This is a genomic window from Streptosporangium carneum (assembly GCF_027922005.1).
Taxonomy (GTDB): domain Bacteria; phylum Actinomycetota; class Actinomycetes; order Streptosporangiales; family Streptosporangiaceae; genus Streptosporangium; species Streptosporangium carneum.
Window position 1 is genome coordinate 19,955 of sequence record NZ_BSEV01000029.1, and the last position, 17,124, is coordinate 37,078.

Below are 17,124 nucleotides of genomic sequence, written 5' to 3' on the forward strand. Positions count from 1 at the left end.
ACCGTGACTCCAGGGCCGAGCCTCGTCCCCAGGAGCGCTCCCGATGCCCCTCAAGCAGATCCATCTCGCCGCGCAGTTCCCCAGCGTCAGCAACATCACCGTCTGGTCGGACCCGCGGTCGGAGAGCCAGATCGACTTCGGTTCGTTCGCGAAGCTGGCGGCCACCGCCGAACGCGGCAGGTTCGACTTCTTCTTTCTCTCCGAGGGGCTGCGGCTGCGCGAGCACAACGGCCGCGTCCACGACCTGGACGTGGTCGGCAGACCCGAGTCCCTCACCGTGTTGAGCGCGCTCGCCGCCGTCACCACCCGTCTCGGCCTGGCCGCGACGGTCAACTCCACGTTCAACGAGCCGTACGAGGTGGCGCGACGCCTGGCCACGTTGGACCACCTGAGCGAAGGCCGCGCCGCCTGGAACGTCGTGACCAGCTACGACGCGTTCACCGGCGAGAACTTCCGGCGCGGCGGCTTCCTCGACGAGGCCGACCGTTACACGCGCGCCGCCGAGTTCCTCCACACGGCACGTGAGCTGTGGGACAGCTGGCGGCCCGGCGACATCAGGGCCGCCGCCGACAGCGGGGAGTTCCTCCGGAGCGGCGCGGGGACGTTCGCCCACCGGGGGCGGCACTTCGACATCTCCGGACGGTTCGTCACCCCGCGCGGCCCGCAGGGACACCCCGTGATCATCCAGGCGGGTGACTCCCCCGAGGGACGCGAGTTCGCCGCGGCCGACGCCGACGTCATCTTCAGCCGCCACGGCAAGCTGGAGGACGGACGCGCCTTCTACAAGGACGTCAAGGGACGACTGGCCAGGTACGGCCGCCGCCCCGAGGACCTGAAGATCTTCCCCTCCGTCTCCTATGTGCTGGGCGACACCCGGAAGGAGGCCGTGGAACACGCCGCGGAGATCCACAGGGCCCAGGTCAGCCCGCAGAACGCGATGATGCACGTCGAGGCGGTCTGGGGCCGCGACCTGTCGGCGTACGACCCGGACGGCCCCCTCCCCGAGATCGCCCCCGAGCCCGACAACCTGATCTCCAAGGGCAACACGCAGTTCCGCGGCGACCGGGCCGCGACGGCCCGCCGGTGGCGGGAGATCGCCCGGGCGCGCGGACTGAGCATCCGCGAGCTGGTGGTCGAGGTCACCGCGCCGCAGACGTTCGTCGGGACGCCGCGTCAGGTCGCCGACGAGATCAACGAGTTCGTGCAGACGGACGCCGCCGACGGCTTCGTCTTCGTCCCGCACCTGACGCCCGGCGGGCTGGACGACCTCGTCGACCGGGTCGTGCCGCTGCTCCAGGAGAAGGGCGTCTTCCGCGAGGACTACACCGGCACGACCCTCCGCGACCACCTCGGGCTGAACCCCGTGCGCGCGCCCAGGCCGGATGACGCCCCACCCCCCGCCGGGGAGACCGCCCCACGGACCAAGGAGACCTCGTGACCCGGCTTCACCTCGCCGTCGCGCTGGACGGCGCGGGCTGGCACCCGGCGGCCTGGCGTGCCCGGGACGCCCGGCCCGCCGACCTCCTCAGCGCCGCCTACTGGGCCGACCTCGTCTCCGAGGCGGAACGCGGTCTGCTCGACTTCGTCACGTTCGAGGACGCCCTCGGCCTCCAGTCCGCCTCGATCGACGCGCCCGACGACCGGACCGACCAGGTCAGAGGACGCCTGGACGCCGTGCTGCTGGCGGCCCGGCTCGCCCCGCTGACCTCGCGCATCGGCCTGGTCCCGACGACGAACGTCACCTACACCGAGCCGTTCCACATCGCGAGCGGCATCGCCTCACTCGACCACGCGAGCCGAGGACGCGCGGGCTGGCGACCGCAGATCTCGGTCCGCGCCGCCGACGCCGCGCACTTCGGCCGCCGCACGATCCCCGTCCTCAACCTGGACGACGTCCGCGACGGCAGGACCACGGAGTTCATCGGCGGGCTGTTCCGCGAGCTGTTCGGCGAGGCGGCCGACGCGGTCGAGGTCGTGCGGCGGCTCTGGGACAGCTGGGAGGACGACGCCGAGATCCGCGACGTCGCGACCGGCCGGTTCGTCGACCGCGACAAACTGCACTACGTCGACTTCGAGGGGAGGCACTTCAGCGTCCGGGGCCCCTCGATGACACCGCGTCCGCCGCAGGGCCAGCCGCTGGTCACCGCCCTCGCGCACGCCACCGTGCCGTACGAGTTCGCGGCGCGCGGGGCCGACGTCGTCTTCGTCACCCCGCACTCGCGCGCCGGGACCGCGACGATCCTGGCCGAGGTCCGCGCGGCGGAGACGACCGTCCGACGCGAAGGGACGCCGCTCAGGACGTTCGCCGACCTGGTCGTCTTCCTGGACGACGCTCCCGGCGAGGCCGCCGAACGCAAGGCACGGCTGGACGACCTGGACGGCGCACTGCTCGCCTCCGACGCCGAGATCTTCACCGGCACGCCGGGGGAACTGGCCGACCTGCTCCTCGACTGGCGGGACGCCGGGCTCGACGGCTTCCGGCTCCGCCCCGGCGCGCTGCCGCACGACCTGACGGCGATCACCACGGGACTCGTGCCGGAACTGCGACGACGCGACGCCTTCCGCACCGGGTACGAGGCGGACACCCTGCGCGGCCTGCTGGGCCTCCCCCGCCCCGCCAACCGCTACACGACCTCGGCGACGCCGTGAGACCCCTCCCCGAGGTCGCCGGGATCAGCCGGAGACCCGAAGGGAGGGGGCGGGGACGGTGTCGGGGGTGCGCGGGTCGGGTTCGCGGCCGGCCAGGCCGATGAGGGCGAAGACCAGGCAGGCGACGCCCAGGAAGAGCCAGGCCGTCGTGTAACCCCCGACGGGGACGATCAGCCCGAACAGCCAGGGGATGACGAACCCGCCGACCGCCGTGATCGTCAGCATGAGGCCGATGGCCGTGCCGATGTTCTCCGGGTTGACCGACCAGTCCTCTCCCGGGACCGTCTGCCAGACGGCGAAGCAGCCGTTGAAGGCGAACCCGACCACGAACGCGGGCACCCAGAACCATCCCTCACCCGCCACGGGGATGAGCAGCAGGCCGACCGCCTCCAGGGCGAGCATCACGAGGATGAGGAGGCGGCGTCTGCCGACCCGGTCGGAGACCCAGCCCGCGATGACGCTGCCGGGAATGCCCGCCAGGCCGATGAGCAGCGAGGCCGCCCCGACGGAGGCGAAGTGCCGCTCGTCCGTGCCGTACCCCCTGATGAGCTGCGCGGCGGTGAAGTAGGCGCCGTAGCCGCCCAGGAAGGCGAGGCCGTACACCCACAGCAGCCGGTTGCCCAGGGTCTGCCTGACCGCTTCGCGGGTGACGCGCACGCCCGTGAGGGTGTCGGTGCCCGGTGGCACGCGGTACACCACGCCGACGACGAGCCCGACGACGACGCACAGCGCCCCGCTGACGACCAGGGCCTGACGCCAGCCGAGCATCGCGATGACGTCCGCCCAGGTGTAGAGGCCCAGGGCCGCGCCCAGGGCGAAGGTGGCCGAGCCGATGCCCAGGGCGAAGGCGTGCATGCGGCCGGAGAACCACACGCTCACGGCGGCGATGCCGATGCCCGCGTAGATCGACGCGCCGACGCCGCAGACGGTCCGCAGGATCATGAGCTGGGTGTGGTCGTCCGCGAGGCCGGACAGAGCCGCGGCGATCCCCTCGACGGCCATGCCGGCGACGAGCGTCGCGCGCAGGCCGAGACGGGTCGCCAGGAAGCCCGCCGGGATGTGGAAGACGCCGTAGCCGGCGACGAACGCGGAGATGAGTAACGCGACCTGCGGGATCTCCACGTGGAACTCCGCGCCGATCTGCCCGAAGGCGGGGGCGATGTTGAACCAGTTGACGGTCATCATCACGAAACCGAGCGACACGACGACGAGCACCGCCCAGCGGCGGGTGTCGGACGTCGGCGTGTGGGTGATGGTGGGGGGGTCGCTGAAACTCGACATGAAAGCCCCTTGGGTCCGAAAGAGACGGTCCTCAGGCGAAGGCCCGTCACCGGATCGTCACAGGGTACGCGCTCCGTCCCTTTCCGTCAGATCCCTGCCCGCGGGCCGCTGACCAGCGGCGTTCCCACCGCGCCCCGTGCCCGCGGACGCCTTCCGGACCCGCCTGCCCCGCCAAGGCCGCGCGCCGTGTCGAGCGGGCCCTGATGAGGTCGGCGCGGTGTTCGGGGCGGGTCCTCAGCCGTTCGAACCGACGCGGCCAGGCGAAGGTCCGTTCGTCGTAAGAGGCCGTGACCGGATTCGAACCGGTGTACACCGCTTTGCAGGCGGTTCCCTGAGCCACTCGGGCACACGGCCGTGGGTAGTGCGAATACGTGGGGCAGTGCCCCGGAGTCTCGCCTGTCAGGTCGACGGCGGCACGCTCGCTCTTGATTTCGCACCTGTCGCGAGCGCGTGTGAGCGCACGAAATTCACGAACGGTGAAAGCGTTTCAGACATAATTGATTAATCCTTTTCCAGGCATCGGGAAAGGGGCTCGCACCGCGCCGTGCGATCACGCCGCCAGGTCGCGGACATGTCGCGGGGACCACCGACAGGCTGGTGGAACGCGGGAAAGAGGGGGGGGAGGAGCGCGTCAGGCGCGACAACAGGACGAGAGGCCGAGATCGCAGGCAGAGCGGGTCGTCATGACCGCCGTCTTCCTGTCCATCATCTGGCTCCTGCTGTCTCGTCCTCGGGCGGGCCGTGAAAGTCGGACCCCGCCGTCACTTTGTGAAAACGATGCTAATAGCGAAAGTCGGCGACGTCAATCGCAGGAGGAAATTCAAAGGATTTCAGTCCGGCGCATTTCTTTCCGCCCCCTCCGGCGCCCGGCGGCCGACGGCGTCCCCGAGGAGGCGTCGGCTTCCGAACGCCCGCGCTCACCACGACGCCGCGCGACCCTCCGCGCCGTCCAGCCGACTGTGCTAGTTTCTGGCCATGCGGCCAGAAAACAAGCCGACCGGCCAAGAGAGCGGATCGTTCATCGAGAGGGCCCGCCGGGCGCAGATCATCGCGTCGGCCATCGAGGTGATCGCCGACCAGGGGTTCGCCAACGCGTCCCTGGCCCGGATCGCCAAGCACGCGGGCATCAGCAAGGGCGTCATCTCCTACCACTTCGCCGGCAAGGACGAGCTGATGGAGCAAGTGGTCGACCAGGTCTACGCCGACATCGCGCGCTACGTCCTGGAGAGAATGGAGGGCCACAAGAGCGCGACTGCGCTGCTCAGAACCCAGATCACCGCTGTCGCCCAGCACATGCGCGAGCACCGGTCCCAGGTCAAGGCCCTGGGGGAGATCTTCTACAACCTGCGCCTTCCCGACGGCACGCCCCGCTACGGGGTGGCCGCGAGCGAGGAGCTGTTCCAGTCGCTGGAGCTCATCTACCGCCACGGCCAGGAGAGCGGCGAGTTCAGACTGTTCGACGTCCGTGTCATGGCCGTGAGCCACACGGCGGCCGTGGACAACATGTTCGCCTACTGGGTCACCCATCCGGGGCACGACCTCGACGCGCACGCCCGCGAACTGGCCGACATCTTCGTGCACGCCACCCGCGCGGAGGGGGCCCTCCCGTGACCGTCGAAACCACCGTCCCGCGGCTGCTCCACGTCGACAACCTGCGGGTCGCGCTGACCGCGCTCGTGGTTCTGCACCACGTCGCCGTCACCTACGGCAACATCCCCTTATGGTTCTACACCGAACCGGCCAAGGACCCCTCCGGCCTGCTGCTCGACCTCCTGGTCGGCCTCGACCAGGCCTTCTTCATGGGGTTGTTCTTCCTGATCTCCGGGTTCTTCACCCCCGGCGCCCACGACAGGAAGGGGACGGGCCCCTTCCTCAGGGACCGTCTGGTGCGCCTCGGCGTCCCGCTGCTCGCCTTCCTGGTGCTGCTCCGCCCGCTGGTGAACTTCGGCGCCTACCCCTCCGTGGCGGCGGCGGTCGGCGTGGCGGACCTGCCGTACTGGCTGTTCTACGTGGTCACCTGGGACCCGGGCCCGATGTGGTTCGTCGAGGTGCTGCTGGTGTTCACCGGGGTGTACGCCCTCTGGCGGCGCTTCGCCGGGCCCGTCCCGCACACGACCGCTCCGGCGGCCCCGCCGCCTCCGGGCGCGGGGAGAGTCGTCGCCTTCGTGCTCGGCCTGGCCGTCGTCACGTTCCTGTGGCGGCTGGCGGTGCCGATCGGCGCCTACTGGCCGGTCGTCGGCCTGCCGTCCCCCGCCTACCTGCCGCAGTACGCGAGCCTGTTCGCGGTCGGCGTGCTCGCGGGGCGGGGGCGCTGGCTCGAGGCGCTGTCGCCACGGGCGGGACGCCTCGGCCTCGCGTCCGCCGGCGTCGTGACGCTGGTGCTGCTGCCGCTCGCGGGGGTCGCCTCCGGCGCCCTGCGGACACTGGTCGTCGCGACATGGGAGTCGGCGTTCGCCGTCGCCGTCGCCGTCGGGCTGCTGTGGCTCTTCCGAGCGCGATTCGACCGGCAGGAGCGACGTGGCCGGTTCCTGGCCGAGCACGCCTACACGGTCTACGTCGTCCATCCGCTGGTGCTGGTCGGCCTCGGTTACGCCTTCCGCCCGCTGGAGGCGCCGGCCGTCGTCAAGTTCGCGCTGGTCGCCGCCCTCGCGCTCCCACTGTGCTGGGGCCTGGCCTACGCCGTGCGATCCCTGCCGGGCGCCAGAAGGGTGCTGTGAGCAAGGCCGTGAAGGGCCGTGAGCAGGGCCGTGAGCAGGGCGGTCTGCCCCTCGTCCCGCCGGTCCGCCACCGGCCGCCTGTCACGGGCCGCCGATCACCGTGACCGCCTCGCGGCCCGCTCGGAGTGGGCCACGGGGATCAGCAGGTCCGCCGCCCTTCCCAGGGTCCGGCCCGAGGCCAGGTCGAACACGTGCATGTGGGCGGGGTCGGCGGTGACGACGATCCGCTCTCCCGCGGACACCCGAAGGTCGGGATGGGTGCGGGCGCGCAGCGCGTGCCCGTCCACGTCGAGGTGCAGGATCGTCGACGGCCCCTCGTGCTCGACGAGCGTCACACGGGCGGACGCCCGCCAGAGGCCGGAGTCACCCGTGGCCTCACCGGCGTCGCCGTCCACGTCCCCGCCTCCGATCTTGAGCTGCTCCGGGCGGACGCCCAGCACCAGGTCGGCGTGCTCACCGGCGCGACGGGGGCCGAAGGGCGTCGGGTGGACGCCGTCCACGGCGGTCAGCGTCAGCCTGTTCATCGGCGGCGAGCCGATGAATCCGGCGACGAAGAGGGAGTCCGGCTGCCGGTAGAGGTCGTCCGGGCTGCCGAGCTGCTCCAGCCTGCCCTCGCGGATCACCGCGATCCGGTCGGCCATGGCCATGGCGTCGTTCTGGTCGTGGGTGACGTGCACCGTGGTCGCGCCGGTGCCGCGCAGGACACCGGCGATCTCCGCCCGGAGCGTCAGGCGCAGCTGCGCGTCGAGCCCGGACAGCGGCTCGTCGAGCAGCACCACTCCCGCCTGCCTCGCCAGGGCCCTGGCGAGGGCGACGCGCTGGCGCTGGCCGCCGGACATCTGCCGCGGCAGCCGGTGCAGCAGTTCGGTGATGGCCAGGCGCTCCGCCACCTCCGCGGCGCGTCTGGCCGCCTCCTGCCTGCCGAGCCGCAGGCCGTGACGCAGGCCCAGGGTGATGTTGTCCAGCGCGGACAGGTGGGGGTAGAGCGCGAAGTGCTGGAAGACGATCGCCACGTCGCGGCGGTGCGGCGGCAGCCCGTTCTGCAAGACTCCGCCGATCCGGATCTCCCCCGCGTCCGGCGTCTCGAGCCCGGCGATGATCCGCAGCAGCGTCGACTTGCCCGATCCCGAGGGCCCCAGCACCACCAGGCTCTCACCGCCGCGCAGCGACAGGTCCAGCGCGTCCACCGCGACGACGTCGCCGAACCTCTTGGAGACCCCCGTCAGGAAGATCCCGCTCATCTCAGCGCACCGCCGAGGAGATGCGGCGGACGACGTCGGGCAGTACGAGGTCGACGCTCTCGCCGCCGGTCAGACGCTGCACCATCTCCTGCAGGAAGACGTTCACCCGCGGGGTCGCGTCGCCGTGCCAGCCGCCCCACTGGGTGGGCGTGCCGGTGTAGGACCAGGGGTATCCGAGCTGGGTGCCCGCCGCGGGATCTGCGGCGAGTCGCTTGGCCGCCTCCTTGTCGACGGGGATGTAACTGAAGTTCTTCGAGCTGGTCGCGATCACCGTCGGGTCGAGCATGGCCTTGACCAGCTCCCCGGCGTAGGCGGCTCTGCACGCGTCCTGCGACAGCACCATCCAGCCGTTGCCGCCCGCCGGCAGCGACGCGACGCCGCCGTCGGGGACGGGCATGGCGGTGACCGTCCACGGGAACGCGTCGCCGATCGTCTTGCCCATGGCGGCGGCCTGGGCGGGAGTCGAGATCATGTAGGCGAGCCTGCCGGTGCCGAACTGCTTCAGGGCGTCGGCGAAGGCGATCGGATCCTGCAGCTTCTCCGCGCCCAGCCGCTCGTAGAACGCCAGCGCCCGCCGTCCCCGCTCGTCGTCGAACCCCGGTGTGCCGTCGGGTTTGACGAAGGTCGCCCCGCCGCTCTGGATCACGGCCTGGAGGACCCAGTCGGCGATCGCGTCGCGCGGCACCTGCACCGGCGCCGCGCCGGTCGCCGCCCTGATCCGCCTGGCGTTGGCGATCAGCTCGCCCGTGGTCGAGGGCGCCGAGGCGACGCCCGCGGCCTTCGTCAGCTTGGTGTTGGTGTACAGCACCGGGACCGACACCTGGAAAGGCGCGACGTAGACCTTTCCCTCGACCGTGCCGATGGTCAGGAAGCGCCGGTCGTAGCTGGCGTTCAGCGTGGCCGGGTCGATGGGCCTCGGCTGGTAGCGGTCGGCCCAGAAGCGGATCTGGCCGAGCCCGACCATCGCCACGTCGGGACGGGCGCCCGCGGCGATGTCGGTGACGATCTGCTGGGTGAGCTGGTCGTATCCCGCGGTGTTGGTCATCTTCAGCTTGACGGTGAGGCCTGGGCGGGCCGCCTCGACCCTGGTCTTGGCCAGCTTCGCCGCGACGTCGCCCTGGGGTGCGTACTCCGCGACGATCGTGACGCCCCGCGGGTCGCAGTCCGCGGCGGATGCGGCGGTCACCGGTCGTCCGGCGGAGCCGCCGCCGCAGGCGGTGACGAGGAGGACGGCGGACAGGGCCGGCGCGAACGGCGCGGACCGTCTAACCCGGGTGACGGACATACTGACGCTCCAGGTGGGAGAGGAGGGGGTCAACCTGGTAGCTCGCCGCCGGCGATCCCGGCGACGAAGCGGCGTTGGGCGAGCAGGAACAGCAGCACGATGGGGACGGTGATGATCGTGGCGCCCGCCGCGAGCGCTCCGAAGTCCTGGCCTGTCTCGGCCTGCTGGAAGATCGCCAGAGCGAGCGGCGGGGTGCGGAGGGCGGGATCACGGGCGACGAGCAGCGGCCACAGGTAGTCGTTCCAGTGCACGAAGATCGAGAAAACCGCGAAGGTGGCGATGGCGGGCGCGGCGGCGGGCACCACCACGCGGCGCAGGGTCGAGAAGGTGCGCAGGCCGTCGGCGCGGGCGGCCTCCAGCAGCGCGTCCGGAATGGTGAGCATGTGCTGGCGCATGAGGAAGATTCCGAAGGCGCTGGTGGCGAACGGCGCGACCAGCGCGGCGAGGGTGTCGGCGAGGCCGGCGGAGCTGACCCCGAGGAAGAGCGGCAGCGCGGTGGCCTGGGTGGGGACGAGCAGGCAGCCCAGCACCACGAGGTAGAGCGCCCCGCGCCCGCGGAAGCGGAGCTTGGCGAACGCGTAGGCGGCGGGGACGCAGGTCAGCAATTGCAGCGTCAGGATCGACACGGTGACGATCGCGCCGTTGAGCATGGCCGTGCCCAGGTCGGCCTGCCGCCAGGCCCTGGTGTAGTTGCCGAGGTCGAACGAGCTCGGCACCGGCGCGAGACCGTCGACGAGCACGGAGTCCGCGCCCGCGACCGAGGTGCGCAGCATCCAGACGAACGGGAACACGGCCACGCTCGCGGTCAGGACCGCCAGCCCCGCGCGGACCACGCGCCAGAGCGCGCGCTCGTTCATCGGACGCCTCGCCGCGGCGCGCGTCTCGTCCTGACGCCTCCGATGCGAGCACCCCTCCGCGGCACGGGACCGGTCATCGGACGCCCCCGGTGAGAGCGCCGCGCCGCAACACCCCGGCTCCGACGAGCACGACGAGCAGCAGCGTGGACAGCGCCGCCCCCTGTCCGAGGTCGTAGTAGGCGAACCCGAGACGCCAGGTCATCGTCAGCGCCGTCTCGGTGGCCCCGAGAGGGCCGCCCTGGGTCATCACGTTGATCGTGTCGAACACCTGGACCGCCTGGATCGCCGTCAGGACGGTCACGAAGACCGTGGTCGGGCGCAGCAGCGGCAGGATGACCAGGCGCAGTTTCGTGAAGCGGGTGATCCCGTCGGCCGCGCAGGCCTCGTGCACCGCGGTGGGGACGCTGGTCAGCCCGGCCAGAAACATGATCATCGCAAGGGCCGCGCCGCGCCAGACCCCGACGGCGGCGACGGTCGGCAGCGCGTAGCGGGTGTCGCCGAGGAAGTTCACCGGGCCGATCCCGGCCACGGCGAGCGCCTGGTTGGCGAACCCGCCGCGCAGGTCGAAGATGTAGCGGAAGACCACGGCCATCGCCACGAGGTTGGCGGTGAACGGCAGGAACAACAGGGTCTGCAGGACCTTCCTGCCCCTGGTGAACGAGTTCGCCAGCAGCGCGAGCCCCAGCCCGATCACCAGGCTCGGCACGATCGTCAAGGCGCAGTAGACGAGCGTGTTGACCAGCGCCTGCCGTACGGCGGGGTCGGCGAGCACGGCGGCGAAGTTCTCCACACCGCTCCAGGTCCACCGGACCCCGTTCGTGAGGTCGACGCGGAACAGGCCCGCGGTGAACGCCAGCAGGCCGGGCAGGATCACGAACAGCGTGATGAGCAGCATGGCCGGGGCCAGCAGCACCGCCGCGATCCGGCCCTGCCCCGTGCCCCGCCGGGCGGGTGACGCGCCGGTTCCCACGGGCCGCTCCGACAGGCCGACGCTCACCGGGAGGCCACCCCTGCCGCCCCGCCGCCCCCGGCCCTCCCGCCGACCCCGACCCTCGTCACGGCCGGATCCGGGCCTGGTTCTGGTCCTGGTTCCGGGCCTGGTTCTGGTCCTGGTCCTGGTCCTGGACACGAGGCCGGGCCAGGGGCCGGGCCGCGCGGTGTCCGGGAAAGCCTGACCGCGCTGTTTTCCCGGACATGCTTTAATGTCGTTTCGAGACGGCCGATGTCTGTCGAGTCATGCAATATATGACCCCTTCAAAGCGCTTTTCTGGCGCACCGCCGATCATGCTAATGCTCCCTGCCGGGAGGATCTCAGTGGCTTTTCCGTGAGTATGTTGTGTTCTGGACGAACGGCGGGAACGCCGTTCTCCGCGAAGTCCTCCCACCCGCGGGCGAGGACGGCGAGACCTCCGTCCGGCACGGAGGGGGTCTCGCCGTTCAGGTCGCCGGACGACGGGCGTCAGTGACAGCCGTACAGGTGGCCGGCGGGGATGTAGCCGTTGGGCCTGCTGTTGCCGTGGCCGTACGACCAGCCGCTGGCCTCCGTCCACAGCAGGCGGAAGCCGCCTCCCGCCGGGATCGTGTACAGCACCGCGCCGTTGGGGGCGTTGCGGACCCAGGTGTTCTGGTTGACGTTGCAGAGGCTGTCCGCGTGCGCCGGGGTCGCTCCGATCATGGCGGTCGCGGCGGCGACGGCGGCGACGGCGAGGGCGGCACGACGCTTCACGGTCATTGCGACGTTCAAAGTGGTGACCTTTCTCAGGGAGCCCTTCGAGACCGTTTCCGGGGAAACGCTCGACCTTTCGCGGGAAACACTAGGGAAATGCCTCTGTCGTTTCGAGCCGTACGGCATGGGCAACCATTGCCATTGACAACGGGAACCCTCCGCCTGACGGCGTGATTCGGCCGTTCGACCGGAGAGAAACGGCCCGACCGATCCCCCGGCGCCCGGTCAGGGGTCCGGGCGGCCCCAGGGCGCACCCGGCGCCCCGCGACACCCCCGCCAGGAAGCCCCGCCCCTCTGGCGATATGACCGAACAGTCACTGGCCCCTTACCGGGAACCGAAGGATCGATCAAACCTCTGAACTTTCCGTATCTCTTCGATTACTCTCTGTGCAGGCGACGTAGGTGATCCACTACGGAAGGAACGACGATGCCGATCAGCACACCCGCAAGGCCGCCGGAACGGTGCTGATGAGAGCCGCCGTTCCAGCGTGGATCGACACCGCGCCCATGGGATCGCCACGCTCCGAGCTCACCGGGCACCCCGGGATCACCACACCCCGTCCACGCACGACCGCGCGCGCCACCGCGATCGGCGCCACGGGCGACGCCTCAGACCGTCTTCGCCCTCCTCTGGAGCGGCGACACCCCGGGATGTCCTGAAGTGATACGCAGGTGTGTGCAGCGATTCGACCAGCTGGTCGGCTTCCGCGGTTCGGTGCTGCTGTTCCTGGCGTTGTGGAGCGGCACCCAGGCGGTCCGGCTGGCCTGGGCCGACCCGGCGATTCTCAGCACCTCCACATACGTCTACCTGGCCACCGTCGCACCCCTCGGAGCCCTGGCGGTTCCCTGGGCCGTCTGCGCGATCCTGTGCGCCGTCCAGGCGTTCACCGTGACGGACTGGACGGCTTTCGCGCTCACCGCCGGCGTGCTGGTCGCCTGGGCCGTGGTCTATCTGGTCGGCGGCATCCAGGGAGCGATCCCGCAGGCGTACTGGGCGTGCGTCGTGCAGGTCGCCGTGGCGGGGCTCATCCTGCGCCTGTCACGCTGGCCCGAGCCTTCGGAGCGGGGGCGTTGATGGACCCGGGGGTCATCGTCGGCGCCGCGGGGGCGATCGCGGGCCTGGTGTCGACCGTCTACACCGCGCGACAGGCCAGGAAGGCCGAGCAGGACAAGGAGGCCGCGAGCGAGCGGGCGGCGCTTCGTCAGGTCGAGCAGGGCGCCTACCAGCGGGCGAGCGCGTTCGACGTCGACACCCAGGCCCGCATGCAGGCCGAGATCGCCAGGCAGTCCGAGCAGATCCGCACGCTCCAGCGACAGGCCGCCCGGCTGACGCGGCAGATCACCCAGGTCGGCCTGGTCCCGGACATCACCGAGGAGGACGAGCATGCCTGAGTCCGTGTGCCCAGGCCCGGCCGCCGCGTTCCCGTCCCTCTCAGGCACGAGCTGAGGAGATGCCCATGACCGTGATCAACCGTCGAGACTGGGGAGCGCGCGCTCCCCGAGGCGCCTACACCACACTCACCCGCACCCGGGGCGTCAAGATCCACTACACCGGCGACCACGTCGACCCCGCCATCGTCGACGACCACGCCAGGTGCGTGGCCGTCGTCAAGTCGATCCAGAACCACCACATGGACAACAACGGCTGGATCGACATCGGCTACTCGATGGTGGTCTGCCCGCACCGCACGGTCTTCCAGGGCCGCGGCGCCGGACACCTGCCCGCCGCGAACGGCGCCGGGCTCAACTCCGACCACTACGCCGTCCTGGGCCTGGTGGGAAGCTCGGGTCTGACCCGCCCGCCGAACAACCTGCTGCTGGGCATCCTCGACGCGATCGGCTACCTGCGCGAGCACGGCGGCGCCGGAAGCGAGATCAAGGGCCACCGTGACGGCTACGGCACGGACTGCCCGGGTGACGCGCTGTACGCCTGGGTGAAGGCCGGAGCGCCCCGTCCCGGCGCTTCCGGGGCATCCTCGACGAACTGGACGGAGACGACCGTGAACCAGCTGCCCCTGCTCACTCCCGGCGACACCGGCCTCCACGCCAAGAGCTGCTTCTACCTCCTCCAGGCGCGTGGGTACGGCAGGGCCCTGAACCAGGCGACGATCGATCCCAATGTCTACGGCCCGGCGGTCGTCGCCGAGCTGAGGCGCTTCCAGGCCGACAAGGGACTCGACAACGACGGCATGGTCGGCAAGGCCACCTGGCCCAAACTACTGGGCCTGTGACCAACCGCCCATGACCCCCCTGACCTCCGGCCTGGTGGCTTCCGACCACCAGGCCGGAGGTCGACAGCTCCCCGGGCGCACAGCTCCCTGGCACGACGACCGCATGCCTTCCCCGGGCTCATGGGCGGATGGCCCCATCCGTCACCGGTGGAATGTTACGGACGCCCTCATGTGGAAAAGTGTCAGAGATGCGCTTCCACGCGGACCTGCACATGCATTCGAAGTACTCCAGGGCCTGCAGCAGGGACAGCGATCTGGAGCATCTGACCTGGTGGGCGCGGCGCAAGGGCGTCACGCTGATGGGCACGGGCGACTTCACGCATCCGGCGTGGTTCAAGCAGCTGCGTGAGAACCTCGTGCCCGCGGAGGCCGGCCTGTTCCGGTTGCGCGAGGACCTGGACCGGAAGATCGTCCGTACGCTGCCGTCAAGTGTGGCCTCCGCGCGGGTGCGGTTCATGCTGTCGGCGGAGATCTCCACGGTCTACCGGCGAGGCGGGCGCACCCGGAAGATCCATCATCTGGTGTACATGCCCGGGTTCGAGGCGGCCGAGGCGTTCAACCTCAGGCTCGGGCAGGCAGGCGACCTGGGCTCCGACGGCAGACCTGTCGTCGGCCTCGACTCACGCGACCTGCTGGAGATCACCCTGGACAGCGGTGAGGGCGCCCATCTGGTGCCCGCCCACGTCTGGACGCCGTGGTTCGGCGTGTTCGGCTCCAAGTCGGGGTTCGACACGGTCGAGGAGTGCTACGGCGACCTCTCCGACCACATCTTCGCGCTGGAGACCGGGCTGTCCAGCGACCCGGCGATGAACCGGCGGGTCTCGGAGCTGGACCGCTACCGCATGGTGAGCTACTCCGACGCCCACTCTCCGCCCAGGATCGGGCGCGAGACCACGATGTTCGACACCGATCTGGACTACTTCGCGGTCCTGCGCGCGCTGCGGACCGGCACGGGATACGAGGGGACGGTCGAGTTCTTCCCCGAGGAGGGCAGGTACCACCTGGACGGGCACCGCAAATGCGGCGTCCGGCTGGAGCCGGAGGAGACACGCAAGCTCGGCGGGATCTGCCCGGTGTGCGGCAAACGGCTCACGGTGGGCGTGCTGAGCCGGGTCGAGGACCTGGCCGACCGGCCCGACGGCGTACAGTCCGGCGAAGACGCCCCCTTCCAGAGCCTCGTCCCGCTTCCCGAGGTCGTCGGCGAGATCCTGGACGTGGGACCGACCAGCAAGAAGGTCGCCGGGGAGATGGACAGGCTCGTCGCGGCCCTGGGCTCCGAGCTGAGGATCCTCCAGGACGTGCCGGTCAGCGACCTGGAGGCCCGTCTGCCCTCGCTCGGGGAGGCCGTCGGCAGGCTGCGCCGAGGCGAGGTGATCACCGATCCCGGATACGACGGCGAATACGGGGTGGTCCGCCTCTTCGAACCCGGTGAGCTGGAGCGGGCGAGCGCGGCCAACACGCCGTCCCTCTTCGAGGACCCCGCTCCGGGCGCCGGCTCGCCGGACGCGGACGAAGCCGACACGGACAGAGCCGACGCAGACGAAGCCCACGCGAACGAAGCCGACGCGAAAGGAATCGACACGGAAGGAGTCGACACGGAAGGAGTCGACACGGCCAGGACCGGGAAGCTCTAACCCGCGACCTCCATCGGCCTGCCGCCGACCTCTCCCGCCGGAGGCTCCGCGACGTCGGCACGCGCGCCCCTCCTGCGGCTCCGCCGGCGTGACGGGATCCGTTCGAGGGGCAGGAACGCGGCCAGGCATATGACGTGCGGGAGGAAGTGAATCGTGATCACCGCCCAGGTCATCGCGTGGAAGCCCAGGAAGAACAGCACTCCCGCATAGAGCGGGCGGCCCCGGAGGAACAGCAGCGCCGGGGAGGCCGTCTCGGCCAGCAGTATCACCCACTGGCTGACGAGCAGGGCGTTCGGGACGCCCGCCAGGAACTCACCGAAGAAGGTGCCGCGCCTGCTGATCGCCCACTGGAAGGTCGCGCCGTTGGGCCATTCCCAGCCGCCGTGCCGGATCTTGGCGTAGGCGGACAGGAAGTAGGCGGCCACGACCGCGATCTGGACGCACCGTACGGCCCAGCCCGCCGCCTCCCGGCTCCGGGCTCCCACGGTGGGCAGGACGAAGAGCGCGACGATGAGCGCCAGGTGATCGTGGTCGACCTTGCCGTAGGACATGGCGAGCAGGGCCCAGTAGCCGTAGCCCAGCGCCGCGACGTATCCCGCCGCGCGCGGCGCCCGCCGCAGGACCGCCGCCAGGCTCGCGACGACCACCACCGCGAACAGCGGGTACACCAGGGCCGGGCTCGCTCCCGGAAGGTGCAGCAGGCGGGCGACCAGGACCGGCTGGTAGCCGGACGTCGTGTGCACGTGGCCCCAGACGCTGCCGGTGAACAGCAGCATGTCGACGGGCAGGAAAAGGTAGACGATCGTGCGCAGCACGGTGATCCGCCGCACCGGCACGGGTTCGAACCACCAGCGGTTCAGCGCACCGACCATGACACCCTCTCGTCGTCGCGGGTGGACACCGGGCGGCGGTCCTTCAGCGTGATGACCCTGGTGACCAGGCGCAGCCTGATCGGCCGGGGGTCCTGAGGCCGCAGCCGGGAGTAGGTGTCGGCGAGTCCCTGCAGCAACGAGGGGTCCCTTTCGTAGCGGGTGAGCTGGGTCTCCAACTCGGCGCGGCGGACCCCGACGTAGTAGGGCTCGATCGGGATCTCCGTACGGCCGCCCGACGCGGTCTCCGACTGCAGGTGGAGCGATCTGATCTCCCCGTCAGGCGGGACGCTGAAGGCGTACTGCACCATCGGCCCGAACGGGAAGAGGTCGTCACCGCCCGCGACCGTGCCGTACAGAAGCACCGCGAGGACCATTCCGGAAACGATGACACGCCACGCTCTCGCACCTGCCGACAATTCCATTGAGGCCCGCCCAACAATTCCTTCTCGGCACTGTGACCTCGGCTGGGAAGCCTTACGGGACACCGGGTGCCACTTCGACGCAGACCGTTGTTCGAAATCCTTGAACTACGATCGGTGAGGGGAGAAACACGAGCTGAACACGGGGAATCCCATCCCGGTCACCGCCTTCCTGAGCCGCCGTGGAGAGATTCCGGCTGCCGGGATCGGCA

Annotated in this window: 16 protein-coding genes and 1 tRNA gene; 8 read left to right on the forward strand and 9 right to left on the reverse strand. The window is 70.6% G+C overall.

Annotated features, from left to right (window positions below; genetic code table 11):
* Positions 1 to 43: 43 nt before the first annotated feature.
* A complete protein-coding gene (locus tag PKF00_RS37000) occupies positions 44 to 1,438 on the forward strand; it encodes an NtaA/DmoA family FMN-dependent monooxygenase (protein ID WP_271222391.1) in 1,395 nt (464 codons plus the stop codon).
* Positions 1,435 to 2,649 (forward strand): LLM class flavin-dependent oxidoreductase, encoded by a 1,215-nt coding sequence (locus PKF00_RS37005; protein WP_271222392.1) that lies wholly within the window; start codon positions 1,435 to 1,437, stop codon positions 2,647 to 2,649. Before PKF00_RS37000 ends, PKF00_RS37005 begins: the two co-directional genes overlap by 4 nt.
* 24 nt (positions 2,650 to 2,673) lie before the next feature.
* Here the strand turns inward: PKF00_RS37005 and PKF00_RS37010 are convergent, their stop codons facing one another.
* Entirely contained in the window at positions 2,674 to 3,930 is a 1,257-nt protein-coding gene (locus tag PKF00_RS37010) for an MFS transporter (protein WP_271222393.1), read from the reverse strand.
* 282 nt (positions 3,931 to 4,212) lie between these two features.
* Positions 4,213 to 4,284 (reverse strand) — tRNA-Cys (locus tag PKF00_RS37015).
* A 621-nt stretch (positions 4,285 to 4,905) separates the two neighbouring features.
* Between PKF00_RS37015 and PKF00_RS37020 the strand changes: the two genes are divergently transcribed.
* Both PKF00_RS37020 and PKF00_RS37025 read left to right on the forward strand, forming a co-directional pair.
* Positions 4,906 to 5,541: a TetR/AcrR family transcriptional regulator gene (locus PKF00_RS37020; protein WP_271222394.1), complete on the forward strand. Its 636-nt coding sequence runs from the start codon at positions 4,906 to 4,908 to the stop codon at positions 5,539 to 5,541.
* Positions 5,538 to 6,647 (forward strand): acyltransferase family protein, encoded by a 1,110-nt coding sequence (locus PKF00_RS37025; RefSeq protein WP_271222395.1) that lies wholly within the window; start codon positions 5,538 to 5,540, stop codon positions 6,645 to 6,647. Before PKF00_RS37020 ends, PKF00_RS37025 begins: the two co-directional genes overlap by 4 nt.
* A 95-nt stretch (positions 6,648 to 6,742) precedes the next feature.
* Here the strand turns inward: PKF00_RS37025 and PKF00_RS37030 are convergent, their stop codons facing one another.
* From PKF00_RS37030 to PKF00_RS37050, 5 genes are all read right to left on the reverse strand, one after another.
* Entirely contained in the window at positions 6,743 to 7,888 is a 1,146-nt protein-coding gene (locus PKF00_RS37030; RefSeq protein WP_271222396.1) for an ABC transporter ATP-binding protein, read from the reverse strand.
* Position 7,889: 1 nt separating this feature from the next.
* Positions 7,890 to 9,074 carry an extracellular solute-binding protein gene (locus PKF00_RS37035; RefSeq protein ID WP_271222397.1) on the reverse strand — a complete coding sequence of 395 codons (1,185 nt, stop codon included), beginning with the start codon at positions 9,072 to 9,074 and terminating at the stop codon, positions 7,890 to 7,892.
* Positions 9,075 to 9,202: 128 nt separating this feature from the next.
* Positions 9,203 to 10,030 carry a carbohydrate ABC transporter permease gene (locus tag PKF00_RS37040; protein ID WP_271222398.1) on the reverse strand — a complete coding sequence of 276 codons (828 nt, stop codon included), beginning with the start codon at positions 10,028 to 10,030 and terminating at the stop codon, positions 9,203 to 9,205.
* A 73-nt stretch (positions 10,031 to 10,103) separates the two neighbouring features.
* Positions 10,104 to 11,027, reverse strand: a complete 924-nt coding sequence (locus PKF00_RS37045) for a carbohydrate ABC transporter permease (RefSeq protein WP_271222399.1) — start codon at positions 11,025 to 11,027, stop codon at positions 10,104 to 10,106.
* A 462-nt stretch (positions 11,028 to 11,489) separates the two neighbouring features.
* Positions 11,490 to 11,762 (reverse strand): hypothetical protein, encoded by a 273-nt coding sequence (locus PKF00_RS37050; RefSeq protein ID WP_271222400.1) that lies wholly within the window; start codon positions 11,760 to 11,762, stop codon positions 11,490 to 11,492.
* Between the two features lie 670 nt (positions 11,763 to 12,432).
* Here PKF00_RS37050 and PKF00_RS37055 point away from each other — a divergent pair.
* The 4 genes from PKF00_RS37055 (at position 12,433) to PKF00_RS37070 (ending at position 15,621) form a co-directional block, all read left to right on the forward strand.
* Positions 12,433 to 12,831, forward strand: coding sequence for a hypothetical protein (locus tag PKF00_RS37055; protein ID WP_271222401.1), 399 nt, complete (start codon positions 12,433 to 12,435; stop codon positions 12,829 to 12,831).
* Positions 12,831 to 13,148 carry a hypothetical protein gene (locus PKF00_RS37060; RefSeq protein ID WP_271222402.1) on the forward strand — a complete coding sequence of 106 codons (318 nt, stop codon included), beginning with the start codon at positions 12,831 to 12,833 and terminating at the stop codon, positions 13,146 to 13,148. The genes PKF00_RS37055 and PKF00_RS37060 overlap by 1 nt, the downstream gene beginning before the upstream one ends.
* A gap of 65 nt (positions 13,149 to 13,213) precedes the next feature.
* Positions 13,214 to 13,987, forward strand: a complete 774-nt coding sequence (locus tag PKF00_RS37065) for a peptidoglycan recognition protein family protein (protein WP_271222403.1) — start codon at positions 13,214 to 13,216, stop codon at positions 13,985 to 13,987.
* Between the two features lie 188 nt (positions 13,988 to 14,175).
* Entirely contained in the window at positions 14,176 to 15,621 is a 1,446-nt protein-coding gene (locus tag PKF00_RS37070; protein WP_271222404.1) for an endonuclease Q family protein, read from the forward strand.
* On the opposite strand, the gene PKF00_RS37075 is transcribed toward PKF00_RS37070, so the two are convergent.
* Together PKF00_RS37075 and PKF00_RS37080 are read right to left on the reverse strand one after the other, a co-directional pair.
* Positions 15,618 to 16,493 (reverse strand): HTTM domain-containing protein, encoded by an 876-nt coding sequence (locus tag PKF00_RS37075; RefSeq protein WP_271222405.1) that lies wholly within the window; start codon positions 16,491 to 16,493, stop codon positions 15,618 to 15,620. The two genes, PKF00_RS37070 and PKF00_RS37075, sit on opposite strands and share 4 nt — an antisense overlap.
* Positions 16,478 to 16,867 (reverse strand): hypothetical protein, encoded by a 390-nt coding sequence (locus PKF00_RS37080; RefSeq protein WP_271222406.1) that lies wholly within the window; start codon positions 16,865 to 16,867, stop codon positions 16,478 to 16,480. The genes PKF00_RS37075 and PKF00_RS37080 overlap by 16 nt, the downstream gene beginning before the upstream one ends.
* Positions 16,868 to 17,124 lie beyond the last annotated feature (257 nt).